16 protein-coding genes are annotated in these 17,656 nt (G+C 72.6%); 6 read left to right on the top strand and 10 right to left on the bottom strand.

All coding sequences use genetic code 11. The features are described from left to right. Window positions 1–55 precede the first annotated feature (55 nt). The 3 genes from ACZ6WH_RS29800 to ACZ6WH_RS29790 form a co-directional block, all read right to left on the bottom strand. Window positions 56–1,387: an aspartate aminotransferase family protein gene (locus tag ACZ6WH_RS29800; RefSeq protein ID WP_469732097.1), complete on the bottom strand. Its 1,332-nt coding sequence runs from the start codon at window positions 1,385–1,387 to the stop codon at window positions 56–58. After that, window positions 1,384–2,226 (bottom strand): nitrilase-related carbon-nitrogen hydrolase, encoded by an 843-nt coding sequence (locus ACZ6WH_RS29795; protein WP_469732095.1) that lies wholly within the window; start codon window positions 2,224–2,226, stop codon window positions 1,384–1,386. Before ACZ6WH_RS29795 ends, ACZ6WH_RS29800 begins: the two co-directional genes overlap by 4 nt. A gap of 176 nt (window positions 2,227–2,402) precedes the next feature. After that, complete coding sequence (locus ACZ6WH_RS29790) at window positions 2,403–3,848, bottom strand: UL36 very large tegument protein (protein WP_469732093.1); 1,446 nt, start codon at window positions 3,846–3,848, stop codon at window positions 2,403–2,405. A gap of 210 nt (window positions 3,849–4,058) precedes the next feature. On the opposite strand from ACZ6WH_RS29790, the gene ACZ6WH_RS29785 reads away from it, so the two are divergent. Beyond that, the gene (locus tag ACZ6WH_RS29785) at window positions 4,059–4,490 is read left to right on the top strand and encodes a MarR family winged helix-turn-helix transcriptional regulator (protein WP_432860022.1); all 432 of its coding nucleotides are present in this window, start codon (window positions 4,059–4,061) and stop codon (window positions 4,488–4,490) included. A 2-nt stretch (window positions 4,491–4,492) separates the two neighbouring features. Next, a complete protein-coding gene (locus ACZ6WH_RS29780; protein ID WP_469732091.1) occupies window positions 4,493–5,044 on the top strand; it encodes an isochorismatase family protein in 552 nt (183 codons plus the stop codon). Window positions 5,045–5,047: 3 nt separating this feature from the next. On the opposite strand, the gene ACZ6WH_RS29775 is transcribed toward ACZ6WH_RS29780, so the two are convergent. Continuing rightward, window positions 5,048–6,454 (bottom strand): amidase, encoded by a 1,407-nt coding sequence (locus tag ACZ6WH_RS29775; RefSeq protein WP_469732089.1) that lies wholly within the window; start codon window positions 6,452–6,454, stop codon window positions 5,048–5,050. Window positions 6,455–6,584: 130 nt separating this feature from the next. After that, window positions 6,585–8,408 (bottom strand): gamma-glutamyltransferase, encoded by a 1,824-nt coding sequence (gene ggt / locus ACZ6WH_RS29770; protein ID WP_469732087.1) that lies wholly within the window; start codon window positions 8,406–8,408, stop codon window positions 6,585–6,587. A 157-nt stretch (window positions 8,409–8,565) separates the two neighbouring features. On the opposite strand from ggt, the gene ACZ6WH_RS29765 reads away from it, so the two are divergent. Together ACZ6WH_RS29765 and ACZ6WH_RS29760 are read left to right on the top strand one after the other, a co-directional pair. Beyond that, entirely contained in the window at window positions 8,566–9,309 is a 744-nt protein-coding gene (locus tag ACZ6WH_RS29765) for a hypothetical protein (RefSeq protein WP_432860016.1), read from the top strand. 120 nt (window positions 9,310–9,429) lie between these two features. Continuing rightward, window positions 9,430–11,010, top strand: coding sequence for a CocE/NonD family hydrolase (locus tag ACZ6WH_RS29760; RefSeq protein WP_469732085.1), 1,581 nt, complete (start codon window positions 9,430–9,432; stop codon window positions 11,008–11,010). 22 nt (window positions 11,011–11,032) lie between these two features. Here ACZ6WH_RS29760 and ACZ6WH_RS29755 read toward each other — a convergent pair whose 3' ends face one another. The 4 genes from ACZ6WH_RS29755 to ACZ6WH_RS29740 are packed head-to-tail and all read right to left on the bottom strand — an operon-like array spanning window position 11,033 to window position 14,223. Next, on the bottom strand, window positions 11,033–11,890 hold the full coding sequence (locus ACZ6WH_RS29755; protein WP_469732083.1) for an amino acid ABC transporter permease: 858 nt from the start codon (window positions 11,888–11,890) through the stop codon (window positions 11,033–11,035). After that, window positions 11,887–12,531 carry an amino acid ABC transporter permease gene (locus tag ACZ6WH_RS29750; protein WP_361566941.1) on the bottom strand — a complete coding sequence of 215 codons (645 nt, stop codon included), beginning with the start codon at window positions 12,529–12,531 and terminating at the stop codon, window positions 11,887–11,889. Before ACZ6WH_RS29750 ends, ACZ6WH_RS29755 begins: the two co-directional genes overlap by 4 nt. A 17-nt stretch (window positions 12,532–12,548) precedes the next feature. Further along, a complete protein-coding gene (locus tag ACZ6WH_RS29745; RefSeq protein ID WP_432860010.1) occupies window positions 12,549–13,463 on the bottom strand; it encodes a glutamate ABC transporter substrate-binding protein in 915 nt (304 codons plus the stop codon). A gap of 16 nt (window positions 13,464–13,479) precedes the next feature. Continuing rightward, on the bottom strand, window positions 13,480–14,223 hold the full coding sequence (locus ACZ6WH_RS29740; protein WP_432860008.1) for an amino acid ABC transporter ATP-binding protein: 744 nt from the start codon (window positions 14,221–14,223) through the stop codon (window positions 13,480–13,482). 177 nt (window positions 14,224–14,400) lie between these two features. Between ACZ6WH_RS29740 and ACZ6WH_RS29735 the strand changes: the two genes are divergently transcribed. Further along, window positions 14,401–15,156, top strand: coding sequence for a GntR family transcriptional regulator (locus tag ACZ6WH_RS29735; protein WP_399713490.1), 756 nt, complete (start codon window positions 14,401–14,403; stop codon window positions 15,154–15,156). A 68-nt stretch (window positions 15,157–15,224) separates the two neighbouring features. Here ACZ6WH_RS29735 and ACZ6WH_RS29730 read toward each other — a convergent pair whose 3' ends face one another. Continuing rightward, the gene (locus ACZ6WH_RS29730) at window positions 15,225–15,647 is read right to left on the bottom strand and encodes a DUF6278 family protein (protein WP_432860006.1); all 423 of its coding nucleotides are present in this window, start codon (window positions 15,645–15,647) and stop codon (window positions 15,225–15,227) included. A gap of 182 nt (window positions 15,648–15,829) precedes the next feature. Between ACZ6WH_RS29730 and ACZ6WH_RS29725 the strand changes: the two genes are divergently transcribed. Continuing rightward, the gene (locus ACZ6WH_RS29725) at window positions 15,830–17,620 is read left to right on the top strand and encodes an SGNH/GDSL hydrolase family protein (protein WP_469732079.1); all 1,791 of its coding nucleotides are present in this window, start codon (window positions 15,830–15,832) and stop codon (window positions 17,618–17,620) included. The last annotated feature ends 36 nt before the right edge of the window (window positions 17,621–17,656 follow it).

The following is a 17,656-nucleotide window of genomic DNA, read 5'->3' as shown; positions in this document are numbered from 1 at the left end:
ATGATCAGCGGCCGGGGCGGCCCCCGCGACCTCGGCCGGCGCCGCCGGCAGACGGTCAGCCGGTCGCCAAACCCGCGAGTCGCTTCTGCGCGGCGCGGAGCGCGTCGGCGAGCAGGTCGGCGCCCTCCTCGGCCTCCGCGACGGTCAGCGACAGCGGGGGCGCGATGCGCAGGGCGGCGCCGTTCAGGCCGCCCTTGCCGATGAGCAGCCCGCGCTCGCGCGCCGCCTCCGCGACGGCCGCGGCGGCACGCGGCGACGGCTCGTCCGTGCCCGGGTCGACCAGCTCGACGCCGATCATCAGGCCGCGCCCGCGGACCTCGCGCACCATCTCCAGGCCGGCGGAGACCGCCCGCAGCCGCTCGATGAGCAGGCCGCCGACGCGCCGGGCGTTGCCCTGGAGGTCGTGTTCGAGGAGGTAATTGAGGTTGGCGATGCCCGCCGCCATGGTGACGGGGCTGCCGCCGAAGGTGGAGATGGAGTTGGCGGAGAGGCAGTTCATCACGTCGGCGCGGGCCACCACGCCGCCGATGGACATGCCGTTGCCGATGCCCTTGGCGAAGGTCAGCATGTCCGGCGGGCCGCTCGCGGCGTGCGCCTGCCAGCCCCAGAAGTGCTCGCCGGTGCGGCCCCAGCCGGTCTGCACCTCGTCGCTGACCCACAGGATGCCGCGCTCGGCCAGCACCTCGCGGAAGGCCGCGTACAGCCCGTCGGGCGGGGCCGTGAAGCCGCCGACTCCCTGGACCGGCTCGGCGATCAGCGCGGCCACCCCGCCCGATGTCTGCTGGAGCACGTCCTTGAGGTCGGCGACACACGCCTCGATGTACTCCGCGTCGCCGAGGTGCGCGAACGGGCCGCGGCTGCGCACCCCGCCGTGCACCCACAGCGTCTGCAGCGGCGAGAGGCTGGTCGGCGACCAGCTCTGGTTGCCGGTGATGCCCACGGTCGAGAAGGACCGGCCGTGGTAGCTGTTGCGCATCGCCAGGATCTGGTTGGAGCGCCGGTACGCCGTCGCCAGCAGCAGCGCCGCGTCGTTGGCCTCCGTACCGGAGGTGGTGAAGAAGACCCGTGCGTCGGGGATGCCGGAGAGCGCGGCGATCCGCTCCGCCAGCTCCACCATCGGGCGGGAGAGGTAGAGGGTGGAGGTGTGGATGATGCGCCCGGCCTGCTCGGCGACGGCCTTGGTGACCTCGGGCAGCGCGTGTGCGGTCATCGTGGTGAGGATGCCGCCGAAGAAGTCCAGGTAGCGGTTGCCGTCGGAGTCCCAGACGTGCCGGCCCTCGCCGTGGGTCAGCTCGATGGGGCGGTCGTAGAGCAGGCTCAGCCACTCGGGGAGGACGGCGCGGTGCCGGGCGTGCAGGTGGGCGGCGTCGGTGTACTGGTTGCTCACGGCTGGACCAGCCCTTCGTAGGCGTCGGGACGGCGGTCGCGGTAGAACGCCCACTGCTGCCGCACTTCGTCGATCAGCCCGAAGTCCAGGTCGCGGACGACCAGTTCCTCCTTGCTGTCGCTGGCCACGTCGCCGACGAACTGCCCGCGCGGGTCGACGAAGTAGCTGGTGCCGTAGAAGTCGTTGTCGCCGTACTCCTCGGTGCCGACGCGGTTGATCGCGGCGACGAAGTACTCGTTGGCGACCGCGGCGGCCGGCTGCTCCAGCTGCCAGAGGTGGGCGGACAGGCCGCGGGAGGTCGCGGAGGGGTTGAAGACCAACTGGGCGCCGTTCAGGCCGAGCTGCCGCCAGCCCTCGGGGAAGTGCCGGTCGTAGCAGATGTAGACGCCGACCCTGCCGACCGCGGTGTCGAACACCGGCCAGCCCTTGTTGCCCGGTTTGAAGTAGTACTTCTCCCAGAAGCCCTTGACCTGCGGGATGTGGTGCTTGCGGTAGGTGCCGAGGACGGTGCCGTCGGCGTCGATGACGGCGGCGGTGTTGTAGTAGAAGCCGCACTGCTCGACCTCGAAGACCGGGACCACGACGACCATGCCGGTCTCGCGGGCCAGGTCCTGCATCCGGCGGACGGTCGGCCCGTCCGGGACGGGCTCCGCCCAGCGGTAGTGCTCCGGCTCCTGCACCTGGCAGAAGTACGGGGCGTTGAAGACCTCCTGGAAGCCGATGACCTTCGCGCCCTGAGCCGCCGCCGCGCGGGCGTGCTCCTCGTGTTTGGCGATCATCGACTCGGTATCGCCCGTCCAGGTCGCCTGCACCAGTGCGGCACGTACGACATCGGCCATGAGCTGCTCCTTTGCCAGGGCGTCAGACAACCGGTCCGCGCGAGCTCTACGCGTGTGGAGGTGACCGTAGGACGCCTTGTGCACCGTGGCAAGACCATCTCTGCCGCGCCGCGCGGCCGATTCCGCACCCGGCGGGAACGGCCGTACGAACCGATGTGAGGCGTGGTGCGCACGGGTCAGCGGACACCGATGAGGCGGTCGGACACCCCGGCCGTCCGCAGCGCGTGGACGAGGTCCCGCCGGCGGTGCTCGGACACCCGGTCCGCCGCGTCCAGCAGCAGCGGCAGCAGGACCTCGGGCGCGTCCGTTGCCGCCGCGAGCCCGGCCGCCTCCTCCGAGGTGCGCGCCCGCACCATCGCGGCCAGCAGCTCCCGTGCCTCGGCCGTACGGCCCGCCTGCCGCAGGGCCAGCGCGGCGTCCCCCACCTCGCCGACCGGACGGGCCACGCCCTGCCGCAGCAGGCTCACACAGTCCTGGACCCGGCCGGCGGCGGCCAGCGCACCGGCCGCGGCGGCCAGCGGCTCGGGCGGCAGGCAGGCCACCTCCCACAGCAGCGTGGCCACGTCGGCGGCCAGGCCGGTCCGCTCCAGCTCCGCGGCGATGTGCGGCAGTTCCTCGGCGGGGCGGCGGGCCGCGGCACACAGCACGGCGTGCGCCTCGCCGCCGCGCCCGGCGGCCCGCAGCTCGGCGAGGTGGGACACGGCGCTGGTGACGGCCTGGGACGCCTGGGGCGGCAGGCCGGACAGGGACGACGCCGGTCCGCTACCGGATCCGGCCGCCGCCCCCTTGCCCTCCTTGGCCGATTTCCGCCCCCCGCCGTCCTCCTGCGCGCCGGCGAAGCGGGCACCGCGCGGGGCGGGCGGGGCCACGGGCGCGCCGGTCTCCGTTCCCTCCGCCGACGGGTCGAGGCCGGCGAAGCGGGCGCCGCCGGGACTTCTCCGGGCGGCGCGGGCCCCCTCCGGCCGGGCCTCCTCGGAGCCCTCCGCCGGGAACTCGTACGGCGCGAGGGCCTGGTCCGCGGTCCCGTACGGCGCGACGGCCTCGTCCCCGGAGTCGTACGACGTGCCCGCGTGCGACGCGGGGCCGTACGGGATACCGGTGTCCGGCGCGGGGGCCGCTTCCGTGCTCCCCTGCATCCGCTGCTGGAGCTCGCGCACGCGGGCCCGCGCGCGGGCCACGTCGTCGGCGATCCAGGCCAGTTCGCCGTCGAGCGCCGCCACATCCGTGGCCGGATCGGCCTCTTTCAGCGCGGCGCGCAGCTCGCGCTCGCGGCCGGTGGCGTGGCGGAGTTCGTCGAGCATGGCGTCGAGCCGGCCGCGGAGCGCCCCGGGGCCGCCGGTGAGCGTGTCGTACGCGGCGGCCGCCGCAGCGTGCAGCTCGCGGGCGCGCGCGCCGGTCTCCGCCGCCGCCTGTTCGCCGAGCCGCCCGGACAGGTCGTGGAGGAGCGACTCGACCACGTCCCAGGGCGGCACCTCGCGCCCTTCCAGGCAGGCCCGCAGCCCTTCGGGGTCGCGCCGCGCGAAGACGCCGTACCAGCCTTCGGCCGGGTCCAGCGCCGCCACCAGCTCGCCCAGGAAGTGCGCGAAACCGTCCACGGAGTCCCGTAGCCGTGCCTCTGCCATGCCGTCCCCTTCTCCCCCGTGGTGCCGCGCGCCGTCGCGCCGGTACCGCAGTTGCACACCGGTCGTGTTGCGTCCTGTGTGACACAACGACTACAGCGAGTTTTCCACTCCCGGCGGGGCACGGGGGCGTGGATCCGGCAACAACGGCGCGATCACCATGGTCGACAGGAAAACTTGCAAGTTTTACTGTCGACTTTCTAGGCTGGTGCCATGCCAGGCAAGGAGCACGAACAGCTCGTCACGGACCTCGGCACGGCCGTCGGCCTGCTGATGCGCCGGCTGCGCGCCGAATCGCCGGGGGACGGGATCACCCCCACCCAGCGGGCGGTCTGCGCCCGGCTGGACCTGGAAGGGCCCGCCACCACCGCGGCGCTGGCCAGGGCCGAGCTGGTCCGCCCGCAGTCGATGCGGGTGACGCTGGCCGCCCTGGAGGAACGCGGCGTCGTCGCACGCAGCCCGCACCCCACCGACGGCCGCCAGGTCGTCTTCGCGCTCACCGAGGAGGGCCGGGAGGTACTGGCCGGCCTCCGGCGGGCCAAGCAGAACTGGCTCACCGTGGCCATCGCCGAGCACACCACCCCCGAAGAGCAGCGCGTACTGGCCGAGGCCGCCGCGCTGCTCAAACGACTGACGGAGAACTGACCATGACCGCCACCACGCTCGACCCGAACACCGCCCTGGTCCTGATCGACCTGCAGAAGGGCATCGCCGCGCTGCCCACCGCCCACCCCGCCGCCGAGGTCATCGAGCGCGGCGCCCGGCTGGCCGCCGCCTTCCGCGCGCGCGGCCTGCCGGTCGTGCTGGTCAACGTCACCGGCGGCGCGGCAGGGCGTACGGAGGGCCCGGCGCGCGCCGGCAACCCGCCCGCCGACTGGGCCGAGCTGGTCCCGGAGCTGGACCGGCAGCCCTCGGACCTCTTGGTCACCAAGAAGACCTGGGGCGCCTTCCACGGCACGCCGCTGGACATGGAGCTGCGCCGCCTCGGCGTCACCCAGGTCGTGCTGGGCGGCATCGCGACCAGCATCGGCGTGGAGTCCACGGCGCGCAGCGCGTACGAGCACGGCTACCACGTGACCGTCGCGACCGACGCGGTCACGGACATGGACGCCGACGCGCACCGCAACAGCGTCGAGAAGATCTTCCCGCGCCTGGGCGAGACGGACACCACCGACGCGGTGATCAAGCTGCTGGGCTGAGCCTCAGGCCCCCGCCCTGAGCCGCGGCCACTTCTCGTGCCAGCGGAGGTCGTCCTCCAGCTGGGAGGCGAGGGAGACGAGGCGGGGCTCGCCGCCCTCGGGGCCCAGGAGCTGGGCGCCGAGCGGGAGTCCGGCCGAGCTGAAGCCCGCCGGCACGCTGACGCCCGGCCAGCCGAGGACGTTCCACGGCCAGGCGTACGGGCAGGCCGCGATCATCGCCCGGTCGGTGCGCCAGCCGTTCATCGCGACGAGCGTGCCGACCCGCGGCGGCGGGGTGGCGGTGGTCGGCGTGAGCACCACGTCGTACCGGCCGAAGATCGCGCCCACCCGCTTGTGCTGCCGCGCCTCGGCGGCCCGCGCCAGCTTCAGGGCGCGCCCGCCGAGCAGCCGGCCCAGCCGTGCGGCGTCCCGCGTCCTGCGGTCCAGCAGGGAGCGGTCCGGCACCCGTTCGGTCCACTCCCGTACGCCCGTGGTCGCGCGCGGCACGAAGGAGAGGCCGATCAGCCCGTAGTCCGGCTCGGCCTCCTCGACGAGGTGCCCGAGGCGGGCGAGGGTACGGGCGATGTCCATGACGGCGGCGCGCACTTCGGGGTGGAGCGGGCGCGGGGTGCCGGTCCAGGCGGCCTTCCAGGACAGTGCGATACGCAGCCGCCCCGGGTCCCGGCCCACCGCCGCGCGGACCGCGACGGGCGCCGGGCGGTGCAGGTCGTGCCGGTGGCTGCCGCTGGACACGTCCAGGAGCAGCGCCGCGTCCTCGACCGTGCGGGCCAGCGGGCCGATGCCGGTGATGCCCTGGAAGGCCTCCGGTTCGGGCCAGGTGGAGATCCGGCCGCGCTGCGGCTTGATGCCGACGAGGTGGGTCCAGGCCGCGGGTATGCGGACCGAGCCCGCGCCGTCCGTGCCGAGTGCGGCGGGGACGAGCCCCGCGGCGACCGCGGCGGCCGAGCCGCCCGAGGACCCGCCGGGGGTGTGCGCCTGGCTCCAGGGGTTGCGGGTGTCGCCGAACGCCGGGCCCTCGGTGAACGGCCACTGGCCCAGCTCGCACGAGTTGGTCTTGCCGACCACGATCGCGCCGGCGGCGCGCAGCCGCCGTACCACTTCGGAGTCCTCGGCCTTGGGCGGGAACGTGCCGACGCAGCCGAAAGCCGTGGGCTCGCCCGCCACATCGGTGTCGTCCTTGACCGCGACCGGCACGCCGAGCAGTGGCAGCCGCTCCCCCGCCGCGAGCCTGCGGTCGGCCGCCTCGGCCTCGGCGCGTGCCGCCTCGGCGCGTACCAACCGGAAGGCGTTCACGGTGCCCCGCGTCGCCTCGATGCGCTCCAGCGAGCGTCCGACCAGCTCGGCCGACGAGGTGTCACCGTCGCGCAGTGCTCTGGCCTGTTCGGCCAGTCCCTCGAACCTGTCCCCCATTGTCCTTGCGCCCGCCTCTCGCCCTGACTGTCCGTTCCGACAGAGGGGCGCAGAGTAACCATGCGTGCGAGCCGGTATCAACCGTCTCCGGCACGTCGACGCGTGCCGGAGACGGTCGTTCCGTATACGGTCAGCGGCCGTTCACATGGCCGTGGGGGTGGACGACCATGGCCGAGCCACCGCCGCGGCGCACCTTCTCCGCGGCCGCGAGCCAGCGGCCGTCCTTCAGCCGCTGGACACCGGTGGCCGCGCCGATCTCGGGGTTCTCCTTGAAGGAGTGGCCGAGGGCCTCCAGTTCCTTGCGCAGCTTGCTGTCGTACAGCGCCGGTTCCAGTTCGGTCTGCGCGGCGTTGCGCTGGCTGGCGCGGGGTGCGGCGATGGCGTCGACGAGCGGCAGGCCGCGGTCGAGGTGGCCGAGAAGCGTCTGCAGAACTGTCGTGATGATGGTGGCTCCGCCGGGCGAGCCGACGGCCAGTACCGGCTTGCCGTGGTCGAGGACGACGGTGGGCGAGATGGAGGAGCGGGGGCGCTTGGCGGGCCCGGGGAGGTTCGGGTCGGGGACGCCGGGGGCCGCCGGGGTGAAGGAGAAGTCGGTGAGTTCGTTGTTGAGGAGGAAGCCGCGGCCGGGGACGGTGATGCCGCTGCCGCCGGTCTGCTCGATGGTGAGGGTGTAGGCGACGACGTTGCCCCACTTGTCGGCGGCGGTGAGGTGGGTGGTGTTCTCCCCCTCGTACGTCGTCGGCGCGGCCTTTCCGCCGTCCGCGCAGGGCTTCGGGTCGCGCGGGTCGCCGGGCGCGACGGGGCTCTTGAGGACCGCGTCGTCCTTGATCAGGCAGGCCCGGGAGTCGGCGAACCGCTGCGAGGTCAGTTCCTCGGTGGGCACCTTCTCCGCCGACGGGTCGCCGACCCAGCGCCCGCGGTCGGCGAACGCGATCCGGCTGGCCTCGATGTAGCGGTGCAGGTACTGCTTCTCGCTCAGCTTCGCTACGTCGTAGTTCTCCAGGATGTTGAGCGCCTCGGCCACGCTCGTACCGCCGGAGGAGGAGGGGGCCATGCCGTAGACGTCGAGGCCGCGGTACTCCGTCTTCGTCGGCGCCTGCACCTTGGTCTCGTACGCGTCCAGGTCCGCGGCGGTCAGGTCGCCGGGCCGCACCTTGCGGGTGGCACCCTCCCGTACGGGCGGCTGCTCGACGGTGCGGGTGATGTCCTCACCCAGCCGACCGCGGTAGAGCGCGTCCACGCCCTTCTTCGCCAACTCGTCGTAGGTGCGCGCGAGATCGCGGTTGTGCAGGGTGGAGCCGACGGCCGGGGGCTGCCCGCCGGGCAGGAACAGCTTCGCGCTCGCGGGGAAGTCGCGGAACCGGTCGGCGTTGTCGGCGGTCTGCTTCCGGAAGGTCTCGTCGACGGTGAAGCCGTGGCGGGCGATCCGGGTGGCGGGCGCGAGGACCTGCCCCAGGGAGCGGCTGCCCCACTTGTCCAGGGCCGTGTCCCAGGTGGCGGGGGTGCCGGGGGTGCCGACGCTCAGGCCGCTGGTGACGGCCTCGCCGAACGGGACCGGCTTGCCGTTCTCCAGGAAGAGGTCCTTGCCGGCGGTGAGCGGCGCGGTCTCGCGGCCGTCGATCGTCTGCACGGAGCGCTTCTTGGCGTTGTAGTAGACGAAGTAGCCGCCGCCCCCGATGCCCGCCGAGTACGGCTCGGTGACGCCCAGGGCCGCCGCGGTGGCGACCGCCGCGTCCACGGCGTTGCCGCCCTTCTTCAGCACCTCGATGCCGGCCGCCGAGGCGTCGGGGTCGACGCTGGAGACCGCGCCGCCGGAGCCCACCGCCACCGGGGACTTGGACGGGGGGTCGGTCGCGGGGACCGCCGTGGGCCGGGCACTGGCCGGTACGGAGGCCAGCGAACCGGCCAGCACGGCCGTCACGGCCAGCACCGACAGGCGTCGGACATGCGTCATCTCTGCCATCCCTCCATCGGACCCTCCAGCGGATTCGCGTCAGGGGCCGGAGCCTACCCGCGGCCTCTCGGCCGCGACAGGCGACGAACCAGGACAACCGCACCAGTACCCGGCCGCCTCTCGATGCCCACCCGAACGGCCGCTACCCTCCCGGCCCATGGACAACCCCCTCCTCCCCGCCATCGTCGCCGCCGCCGCGCTGCTCCTCGGTCTCGCGGGCGGCTGGGCCTTACGGTCCGCCGCTGCCCGCCGCCGACTGGCCCGCGAGCGCGCCTTCTTCGGGCTGCCGGACGGCGCCGAGTGCGTCCTGGTCACCCACCGGGACAGCTCTTCGGCGCACTGGAGCATCCCGCGCCACGACGCCCTGGCGATGCTCGGGCTCGCCTCGGTGATCGAGAACTGCGGGGCGCACGCCGAGGTCGCGCCGCACGACACCGGGCTCCAGGGCTTCGGCGCCCGCACGGAGTTCTGTGTCGGCGACCCGACAGCACACCGGCGGCTCGCCGCCCACCTGGCCAATCTGCTGCCGGGCGTGCAGGTGCAGCCGGGCGACGCGTCGGGCGCCGGGCGCGGCACGTTCGCCATCGGCGGCACGAGCTACGCGATGGAGCCGGGCGCCGTGGAGTACGTGCTGCTGGCGCGGCTGACGGCGGGCGAGGGCGGCCGGCCGGTGTTCCTGGCGGCGGGCCAGCGGCCGGTCACGCACCGCGCGGCCGTCCGCCATCTCGTGCGCAACCGGGCGCGGCTGGCCCGCAAGCACGGCCCTGAGGGGCAGTTCTGCCTGCTGCTGAAGGTGGTCAACTCCCAGTCGTACGGGCCGGACATGGTGGAGCAGGTCGCGGACGTGACCAAGGCGGCGGTGGCGCAGGCCGCGGGGAAGGCGGCGGTGAAGGCGCCATGAGATCTTTACGCTTGCGTAACCTACCGACGGGTTACCTTCGGTAACGACCTCACCTTACTCTCCAGTCACTTAATACACCGACCCCTCCGGTGTACCCCCACGCCGAGACTGGAGCAGTAGATGACGCCCTCCCGCACGACGCTGCGCGCCGCGATCGGTACCGTCTCCGCGGCCGTTCTCGCCACCACCCTGACCGCCACGGCCCCCGCCGCCCGGGCGGCACCGGCCGCCGCCACCGCCCCCGCTTCGGTGAAGTTCGTCGACATCGAGGGCGACGGCGGGATCACGCTCAAGGCCAACGTCTTCACGCCCGGCGACGCCGACGGCACGAAGCGGTACCCGGTGATCGTGCTGCCCACCAGCTGGGGCATGCCGCAGATCGAGTACGTGGCGCAGGCCAAGAAGCTGGCGGACTCCGGGTACGTCGTCGTCGGCTACAACTCGCGCGGCTTCTGGCAGTCCGGCGGGAACATCGAGACCGCGGGCCCGCAGGACGTCGCCGACGCCCGCAAGGTCGTCGACTGGGCGCTGGCGAACACTCCGGCCGACCCGGACAAGGTCGGCATGGCCGGGGTGAGTTACGGCGCCGGCATCTCCCTGCTCGCCTCGGCCTTCGACCCGCGCGTCAAGGCGGTCGGGGCGCTCAGCGGCTGGGCGAACCTGATCGACTCCATCTACAGCGGCCGCACCCAGCACGCCCAGGCCGCCGGGCTGCTGGCCGGCGCCGGCCAGATCACCGGGCGGCCCAGCGCCGAGCTCCAGACGATCATGAAGGACTTCCTCGGCTCCAACCTGGCCAAGGAGGACGAGATGATCGCGTGGGGCAAGAAGCGCTCCGCCGCGACCTACCTGGACCGGATCAACAAGAACGGCGCTGCCATCATGCTCGGCAACGCCTGGGGCGACTCGATCTTCCCGCCGAACCAGTACGCGGATTTCTTCGAGAAGCTCACGGGGCCCAAGCGGCTGGAGTTCCGGCCCGGCGACCACGCCACGGCCGAGGCCACGGGCCTGCTCGGGCTGCCCAATGACGCCTGGACCGACACCAAGCGCTGGTTCGACCACTACCTGAAGGGCACCGACAATGGCGTCGACCGCGAGTCCCCGGTACAGCTCAAGTCCCGCTCCACCGGTGCGTACGAGGGGTACGCGAGCTGGAAGGACGTGTCCTCGGACCAGCGGCGCGTCCCGCTGAACGGCACCCACGAGATCGCCACGAACCGCGACAGCGGCGCGAACGGCGGCACGATCTTCCTCTCCAGCATGCTGGACCAGTTCTTCAAGGTCCCGCCGATGGCGTCCATCCCGCTGCTGCCCCGCTCGGCCACGGCCGTCTGGCAGTCCGAGCGGTACGAGACCCAGCAGCGCGTGCGCGGCACGGCGAAGCTGCACACCACGCTCACCAGCACCGCCGAGAGCGGCACCGCCGTCGCCTACCTCTACGACGTCGGCCCGCTCGGCACCGGCAAGCTCGTCACCCACGCGCCGTTCACCTTCCACGACAAGCAGCCGGGCACCCCGTTCGCCATGGACCTGGACCTCTTCTCCACGGCGTACGACGTGCCCGCCGGGCACAAACTGGCCGTCGTCGTGGACTCCGTGGACCCGCTCTACATCGAGCACAACCCCGACGGCGCGAAGCTCACCTTCTCCTCGCCGGCCGGCGACCCGTCGTGGGTGTCGGTGCCGGTGCGGGACTGACCGCGCGGCACCGCCGGGCGGGTCACTGCTGCGGCCCGCCCGGCAGCAGCGTGCCCGGCTCGGCGGCCCCGACCTCGCCCTCGACCTTCGGGTTGCGCCGCTGCCGCTTGCCGACCCAGTTGGCGAACCAGGAGAGCAGCATGCACATCCCGATGTAGATGGGCGAGATGACCAGCACGACGGGGATGAACGGCAGGTCGTAGTCGAGGTTGGAGGCGATCAGCTTGCCGGCGTGCAGGAACTCCTCGTAGGTGATCAGGAAGCCGAGCGAGGTGTCCTTCAGCGCGACGACCAGCTGGCTGATGATCGTGGGCAGCATGGCGCGCACCGCCTGCGGGACCAGTACGTGCGTCATGACCTGCGTCTTGCGCATGCCCAGCGCGTACGCCGCCTCGTGCTGGCCGCGCTCGACGGAGTGCACGCCCGCGCGGAAGACCTCGGCGAGCACCGAGCCGTTGTAGAGCGTCAGGCCGACCACCAGCGCGGTCAGCGGCTCGGCCTGCAGCGCCACGTAGATGAAGAAGATCATCACCAGTACGGGCATGGCGCGGAAGAACTCCACCAGCAGGGTGCTCAGCCAGCGGACCGGCCGGTGCCGGGAGAGCCGTGCGGCGGCCAGCACCGTGCCCAGCACCAGCGAGAGCACCGCCGCGATGGCGAACGCCTTGAGCGTGTTGCCCAGCCCCCGCAGCAGCAGCTCCTGGATGCCCTGGTACTCGAAGGGCGTCCACTTCTGCCCCTCGAACTGCCCCGTGTCGTGGAGGAGGTAGCAGGCCCAGGCGAGCAGGGCGAGGATCACGACGGTCGCCAGGGCCCCGTAGAGGCGGTGGCGGGCGCGGGTTCTCGGGCCCGGGACGTCGTACAGGGCGGTGCTGCTCATCGGGCGACTCCCCAGCGCTTCTCCAGCACGTTGAACAGCGCGCTGATGGTCAGGGTCACGATCAGATAGCCGACGGCGATCCAGATGAAGGACCAGATGATGCTGTAGCCCAGCTCGTTGAGGGTCTTGTAGGTGCCGAGCAGCTCGACGACGCTGAAGGAGCCCGCGATCGCGGAGTTCTTGGCCAGCGCGATCAGCGTGGAGCCGACGGGCGGGATGACCGTACGGAACGCCTGCGGCAGCACCACCGTGCCCAGCGTCTGACCGAACGTCATGCCGAGGCTCCGGGCCGCCTCACCCTGGCCCACGGGCACGGTGTTGATGCCGGAGCGCACCGCCTCGCAGATGAAGGCCGAGGTGTAGCAGCCGAGCGCGAGGATCGCGAAGACGTTGAAGGGCAGGGCCAGGCCGAAGCGCGGCAGGCCGAGCAGGACGGCGAAGAACAGCAGGGTGAGCGGGGTGTTGCGGAGCACCGTCACCCACACCGTGCCGAAGACGCGCAGCGAGCCGACCGGGGCGACCCGGAAGCCCGCCATGATCACGCCGAGCACGAGGGCGAGCAGCGAGGCGAAGACGGTGAGCTCGACGGTGCCGAGCATGCCCTTGCCGTAGAGGGACCAGTTGTGGGTCAGTACGTCCATGGGTGTCGGGGGCTCCCTCAGCTCACCGTGTAGCGGTCGATCCTGGGCGGCTTCGGCGCGGGCACTCCGGAGAGCCCGAGGGTGGCGTCGTAGGCCTTCTTCCAGTTGCCGTCCTTCTGGTCGGCGGCGAGCGCGTCGTCCATCGCGAAGCGCAGCGCGGGGTCCTTCAGCGGGACGCCGACGCCGTAGGGCTCCTCGGAGAACGGCTTGCCGACGAGCTTCATCTCGTCGGGCGCCTTGGCGGCGTAGCCGAGCAGGATCGCGTCGTCGGTGGTGACCGCGTCGACCTGGAAGGTGAGCAGGTTGTCGACGCAGACGGAGTAGGTGTCGTACGCGACGAGCACGGCCTTGGGGTAGTCGGCCTTGATGCGCTGGTACGGGGTCGAGCCCGCGGCCGAGCAGACCCGCTTGCCGGCCAGGTCCTTCGGGCCCTTGATGTCCTTCTCGTCCTTGCGCACCAGCAGGCCCTGGCCCGCCATGTAGTACGGGCCGGCGAAGCCGACCTGCTTCTTGCGCAGGGCGTTGATGGTGTACGTGCCGACGTAGTAGTCGATCTGGCCGTTCTGCAGGGCGGTCTCGCGGTTGGCCGAGGCGATCGTCTTGTAGGTGATGCCCTTGGGGTCGAAGCCGAGCGCGGCGGAGAGCATCTTGGCGATCTCGATGTCGAAGCCGCGGTACTCCCCGGAGGCCGGGTCGCGTTCACCCAGGTAGGGCTGGTCCTCCTTGACGCCGACGACGAAGTGTCCGCGGCGCTTCGCCTTCTGCCAGGTGGGCGAGTCGGGCAGCTGGAAGCGGGTCTGTACGGGGTAGTCCGGCAGCTCGTCGCCGCGCGGCCCCTTGGCGGGCGGGCTGCCGGGCTTGCCGCAGGCGGCGGCGAGGACGGCGAGCAGGGCGAGCAGCACAGCCGCTGCGGCCCGTGGGAACGTCTTCACTGCGGTCACCCCCGCTTCAGTGCTTGAGGATCTTGGAGAGGAAGTCCTTGGCGCGGTCGCTCTCCGGAGCCGTGAAGAAGTCCTCGGGAGTGCGGTCCTCGACGATGCACCCGTCCGCCATGAAGACCACGCGGTTGGCGGCCGAGCGGGCGAAGCCCATCTCGTGGGTGATGACGACCATGGTCATGCCGTCCCGGGCGAGCTGCCGCATGACCTCCAGCACCTCGTTGATCATCTCCGGGTCGAGCGCGGAGGTCGGCTCGTCGAAGAGGAGCGCCTTGGGATCCATGGCCAGCGCGCGGGCGATGGCCACGCGCTGCTGCTGGCCGCCGGAGAGCTGGGCCGGGTACTTGTCGGCGTGCGCGGCGAGCCCGACCCGGTCCAGGAGTTCGCGGGCCCGCTGCTCGGCCGCCTCCTTCCGCGTCTTCCGCACCTTCATCGGCGCGAGCGCCACATTCGCCAGCACCGTCTTGTGCGCGAAGAGGTTGAAGGACTGGAAGACCATGCCGACCTCGGCGCGCAGCCGGGCCAGCTCGCGGCCCTCCTCGGGGAGCGGGCGGCCGTCCAGCGAGATGGTGCCGGACTGGATCGGTTCGAGGCGGTTGATCGTGCGGCAGAGGGTCGACTTGCCGGAGCCGGAGGGGCCGATGACGACGACCACCTCGCCGCGGCCGACGGTGAGGTCGATGTCCTGAAGGACGTGGAGTTTCCCGTAGTACTTGTTGACCCTGCGCATCTCGATCAGCGCGTCACCGGCCATATGCAGCCCTGCTCACTCTCGTCCGTACCAGCGGAGATCTCGCAAACTACCCCAAATAACGCCGGTCGGGCGATCGAGGACACGCCCGGAGCGGCGCCGGGCGTTCCCCCCGGCAGCCTGCAATTCCCCGGAGTCCCTAGGTACACAGAACGCGCCTGCGTACCTAGCCTGTCGGGCATGGGTGAGCACCGGCCTGTCTTCCAGCGCATCGCCGACGACCTGCGGCGGCAGATCGACGAGGGCGTCCTCGCGGTCGGCGCCCGCATCCCCTCCCGCGCCGAGCTGAAGCGCGCGTACGAGGCCAGCGACCAGACCGTGGACCGGGCGGTACGGCTGCTGAAGACGGCGGGGTACGCGGAAGGACAGTTCGGGCGCGGGGTGTTCGTCGCGGACCGGGCACCGCTGGGCACCCTGCTGCGCTCCACCGGCGCGGTCGATTCACCCTTCGCGGCCAGCATCACCCTTGCGAAGTGTCCGGACGGCACGCCGTTGACGTGGGAGGCGACCTCCACGACGGTGCCGGCGACCGCACCGGTGGCCCGGCGGCTGCGGATCGCGCAGGGCGAGACCGTAGTGTGCTCCCAGTACGAGTACCTCGCCGACCGCCAGCCGGTGCAGCTCGCGACCAGCTGGGAACCGCTGGCCATCACCGACGGCACGGACGTGGTGTTCCCCGAGTGCGGGCCCTACGCCCGCCGCGGCGTGCGCGGGCGGATGGCGGCCATCGGCATCCGGGTGGTGCGCGCCGAGGAGCGGGTCGGCTCCCGGTCCGCCTCCAGCCCCGAGGCGGAGTCCCTGGGCTGCCCGCCGGGCAGCTGCGTCACGGTGGTCGAGCGCACCCACTTCGACGCGGACGGCCGGCCTGTGGAGACCTCGGACATCGTCGTACGGGCCGACCGCTGGCGGCTGGCGTACGACATCGCGTTCGTCTAGCGGGCGCTGACGGCCCGCCACGGAAAGCGCGGCACCGCCGGAGGACACCGGCCGCGGGCCGGCGCCGCTCAGCTGCCGGCGACCTCGGTGTAGAGGCGGGAGAGTTCGGGAGCGCCGCTGGCCGCCCACTCCATACCCGCGGCCACGACGTCCACCTCGCGCCCGGACGGCATCCGCACCACGGGCTGCCCGTCGGGCCACATCTTCCAGGCGGCGCCCTGCACCGTGCGCACGAGCACGGTGCCGAGGTAGAGACCGGCGTCGTTGCCGAGCCAGGGCTCGACCTCCGGGTCCTCCCGCCAGACCGGACGCAGCTGGTCCAGGTCGGCCAACGACCCCGGGGAGTCGTCCAGTTCCACGCCTTCCGACTCGGCCTGGGCACGCAGCAGCTCGCACTCCGACAGCAGTTCGGCGGTGGCCTCGGGGTCGAGGTTCACCCCGCCGGGGGCCACGGGGTGCTTGCGCCACTTGTCCAGGAAAGACATGTTCATGTAGTGCAGCGTCCCACTCCCACCCGGGCAGCGGCCACAGGCGCGCGGTGCCCGGGTCATCCGGTCGTCACTCCGTGCTTCCTTGACGCTCCCCACCCGCCTCTCTACGTTCATGGCGCTCGTGTCGGCTCGACCGGATCACGCTCATCCCCTGGCTCACCCGCCACCCAAGGAGACGACTGATGCGCGTACGACAATGGGGCACCACCGTTCCGCTCGCTCTCGCCCTCACGGTCGCGGGAACCGCCGTCCCGGCGACCGCCGCCGACCCCCAAACCACCGCCTCGCCACAGCCGTTGGCGAGACTCTTCGACAACACCGCGGTCAGCGACGACACCAGAGCCGGCGGCGCCGACTTCGACGGCGCCGGCAACTCCCTCTCCGCCCAGGACCTCGCCGCGGCCGGCTGGACGCCCGGCCGCTCGCTGGACCTCGACGCGACCCGGCTGACCTGGCCGCACACCGCCCACGGCAAGCACGACAACGTACGCGCCGACGGCCAGGCGGTCCGGCTCTCCGGGCAGGGCACCGCACTGACCTTCCTGGTCGCCGCGACCGGCGGGGACGTCACCGGCACCGGCACGGTCCAGTACCGGGACGGCTCGCGCAGCACGTACGAACTGACCGCGCCGGACTGGCGGACGGGCCCGCTCAGCACGAAGGCGGTGGCCCTCCCCCACCTGAACTCCGCCACCGGACAGCGCACCGAGACGGTCCGGCTGTACGCGGTGACGGTGCCCGTGAGCACCGGCCGGCAGGTCCGCTCCGTCACCCTCCCCGAGGACCCCGGACCCGACCGTGACCTGCACGTCTTCTCGGCGGCGCTGCGCCGTGACACCTCCGGCTGGACCGGCAGTTGGGCGGCCAGCAGCGCCGGTTACACCAAGGTCGGGCCGTGGCGGGACCAGACGCTGCGGCTGGTGGTGCACGCGGGCGCCGGCGGCCGGCAGGCCCGCATCCGGCTGGAGAACACCTTCGCGGCCACGCCCGTCGACATCGGCGCGGCGAGCGTCGCCGTCCAGGGCAGCGGCGCGCAGGCGGCCGGCAAGCCCGTACCGCTCACCTTCGGCGGCAAGCGTTCCGCCCGCATCCCCGCCGGGGCGCAGGCCTTCAGCGACCCCGTCCGCTTCACCGTCCCCGCCGACACCAACCTGCTGGTCAGCTTTCACCTCGCGGGCCCGGTCGGCGCGGCGCCCGTGCACAAGGAAGCCATCCAGCAGTCGTACGTGAGCGCGGCCGGCAGCGGCGACCGCACCCGCGACGCGGGTGCCGCTGCCTACACCGGCACCCTCACCACCTGGCCGTTCCTCTCAGGCGTCGATGTCACCGGCGGGCCCGGGTCGATCGTGGCGCTCGGCGACTCGATCACCGACGGCGTGAAGTCCACCAGCGGCGCCAACCGGCGCTGGCCCGACGTCCTCGCGCGCCGCTTCCAGCAGCAGAACGCGCTGCCCAGGTACGGCGTGATCAACCACGGCATCTCGGCGAACCGCATCGTCACCGACCGCTACAAGGGCGACGGCATCAGCACCGACACCGGCGGCGTCAGCGCCCAGCACCGGCTGGAGCGGGACGTCCTGGCGCAGAGCTCGGCCCGTACGGTCGTGGTCTTCGAGGGCATCAACGACGTGCGGTCCGGCACCTCGGCGGCCGAGGTGATCGAGGGCCTGCGGAACATCGCCCGGCGGGCCCACGAGCGGGGGCTGCGGGTGGTGGCCGCGACGGTCGCGCCCTGCGAGGGGTACGCCGACTGCTATCCGGAGGTCGACCAGCGGCGGCAGGCGGTCAACGCGTTCATCCGGAACAGCGGCGGCGCCGTGGACGCCGTACTGGACTTCGACGCGGTGATCCGCGACCCGCAGCGGCCGCAGCGGATGCTGCCCGCCTACGACAGCGGCGACCATCTGCACCCCGGCGACGAGGGGCTCAAGGCGCTCGCGGAATCGGTGGAGCTGCGCAAGCTCGTGCCGTGAGCGGCGGGCGGGGCGTCGTGCGGCGCCCCGCCCGGG

It is taken from the genome of Streptomyces sp. NPDC050806 (assembly GCF_055586425.1).
This window is presented reverse-complemented; position numbering and strand designations above follow the sequence as displayed.

Coding starts and splice junctions, on each gene's coding strand:
- ACZ6WH_RS29790 (WP_469732093.1), bottom strand. CDS start 3,848: ATGGCAGAGGCACGGCTACGGGACTCCGTGGACGGTTTCGCGCACTTC.
- ACZ6WH_RS29785 (WP_432860022.1), top strand. CDS start 4,059: ATGCCAGGCAAGGAGCACGAACAGCTCGTCACGGACCTCGGCACGGCC.
- ACZ6WH_RS29725 (WP_469732079.1), top strand. CDS start 15,830: ATGCGCGTACGACAATGGGGCACCACCGTTCCGCTCGCTCTCGCCCTC.
- ACZ6WH_RS29775 (WP_469732089.1), bottom strand. CDS start 6,454: ATGGGGGACAGGTTCGAGGGACTGGCCGAACAGGCCAGAGCACTGCGC.
- ACZ6WH_RS29730 (WP_432860006.1), bottom strand. CDS start 15,647: ATGAACATGTCTTTCCTGGACAAGTGGCGCAAGCACCCCGTGGCCCCC.
- ACZ6WH_RS29760 (WP_469732085.1), top strand. CDS start 9,430: ATGACGCCCTCCCGCACGACGCTGCGCGCCGCGATCGGTACCGTCTCC.
- ACZ6WH_RS29735 (WP_399713490.1), top strand. CDS start 14,401: ATGGGTGAGCACCGGCCTGTCTTCCAGCGCATCGCCGACGACCTGCGG.
- ACZ6WH_RS29740 (WP_432860008.1), bottom strand. CDS start 14,223: ATGGCCGGTGACGCGCTGATCGAGATGCGCAGGGTCAACAAGTACTAC.
- ACZ6WH_RS29755 (WP_469732083.1), bottom strand. CDS start 11,890: ATGAGCAGCACCGCCCTGTACGACGTCCCGGGCCCGAGAACCCGCGCC.
- ACZ6WH_RS29765 (WP_432860016.1), top strand. CDS start 8,566: ATGGACAACCCCCTCCTCCCCGCCATCGTCGCCGCCGCCGCGCTGCTC.
- ACZ6WH_RS29795 (WP_469732095.1), bottom strand. CDS start 2,226: ATGGCCGATGTCGTACGTGCCGCACTGGTGCAGGCGACCTGGACGGGC.
- ggt (WP_469732087.1), bottom strand. CDS start 8,408: ATGACGCATGTCCGACGCCTGTCGGTGCTGGCCGTGACGGCCGTGCTG.
- ACZ6WH_RS29750 (WP_361566941.1), bottom strand. CDS start 12,531: ATGGACGTACTGACCCACAACTGGTCCCTCTACGGCAAGGGCATGCTC.
- ACZ6WH_RS29780 (WP_469732091.1), top strand. CDS start 4,493: ATGACCGCCACCACGCTCGACCCGAACACCGCCCTGGTCCTGATCGAC.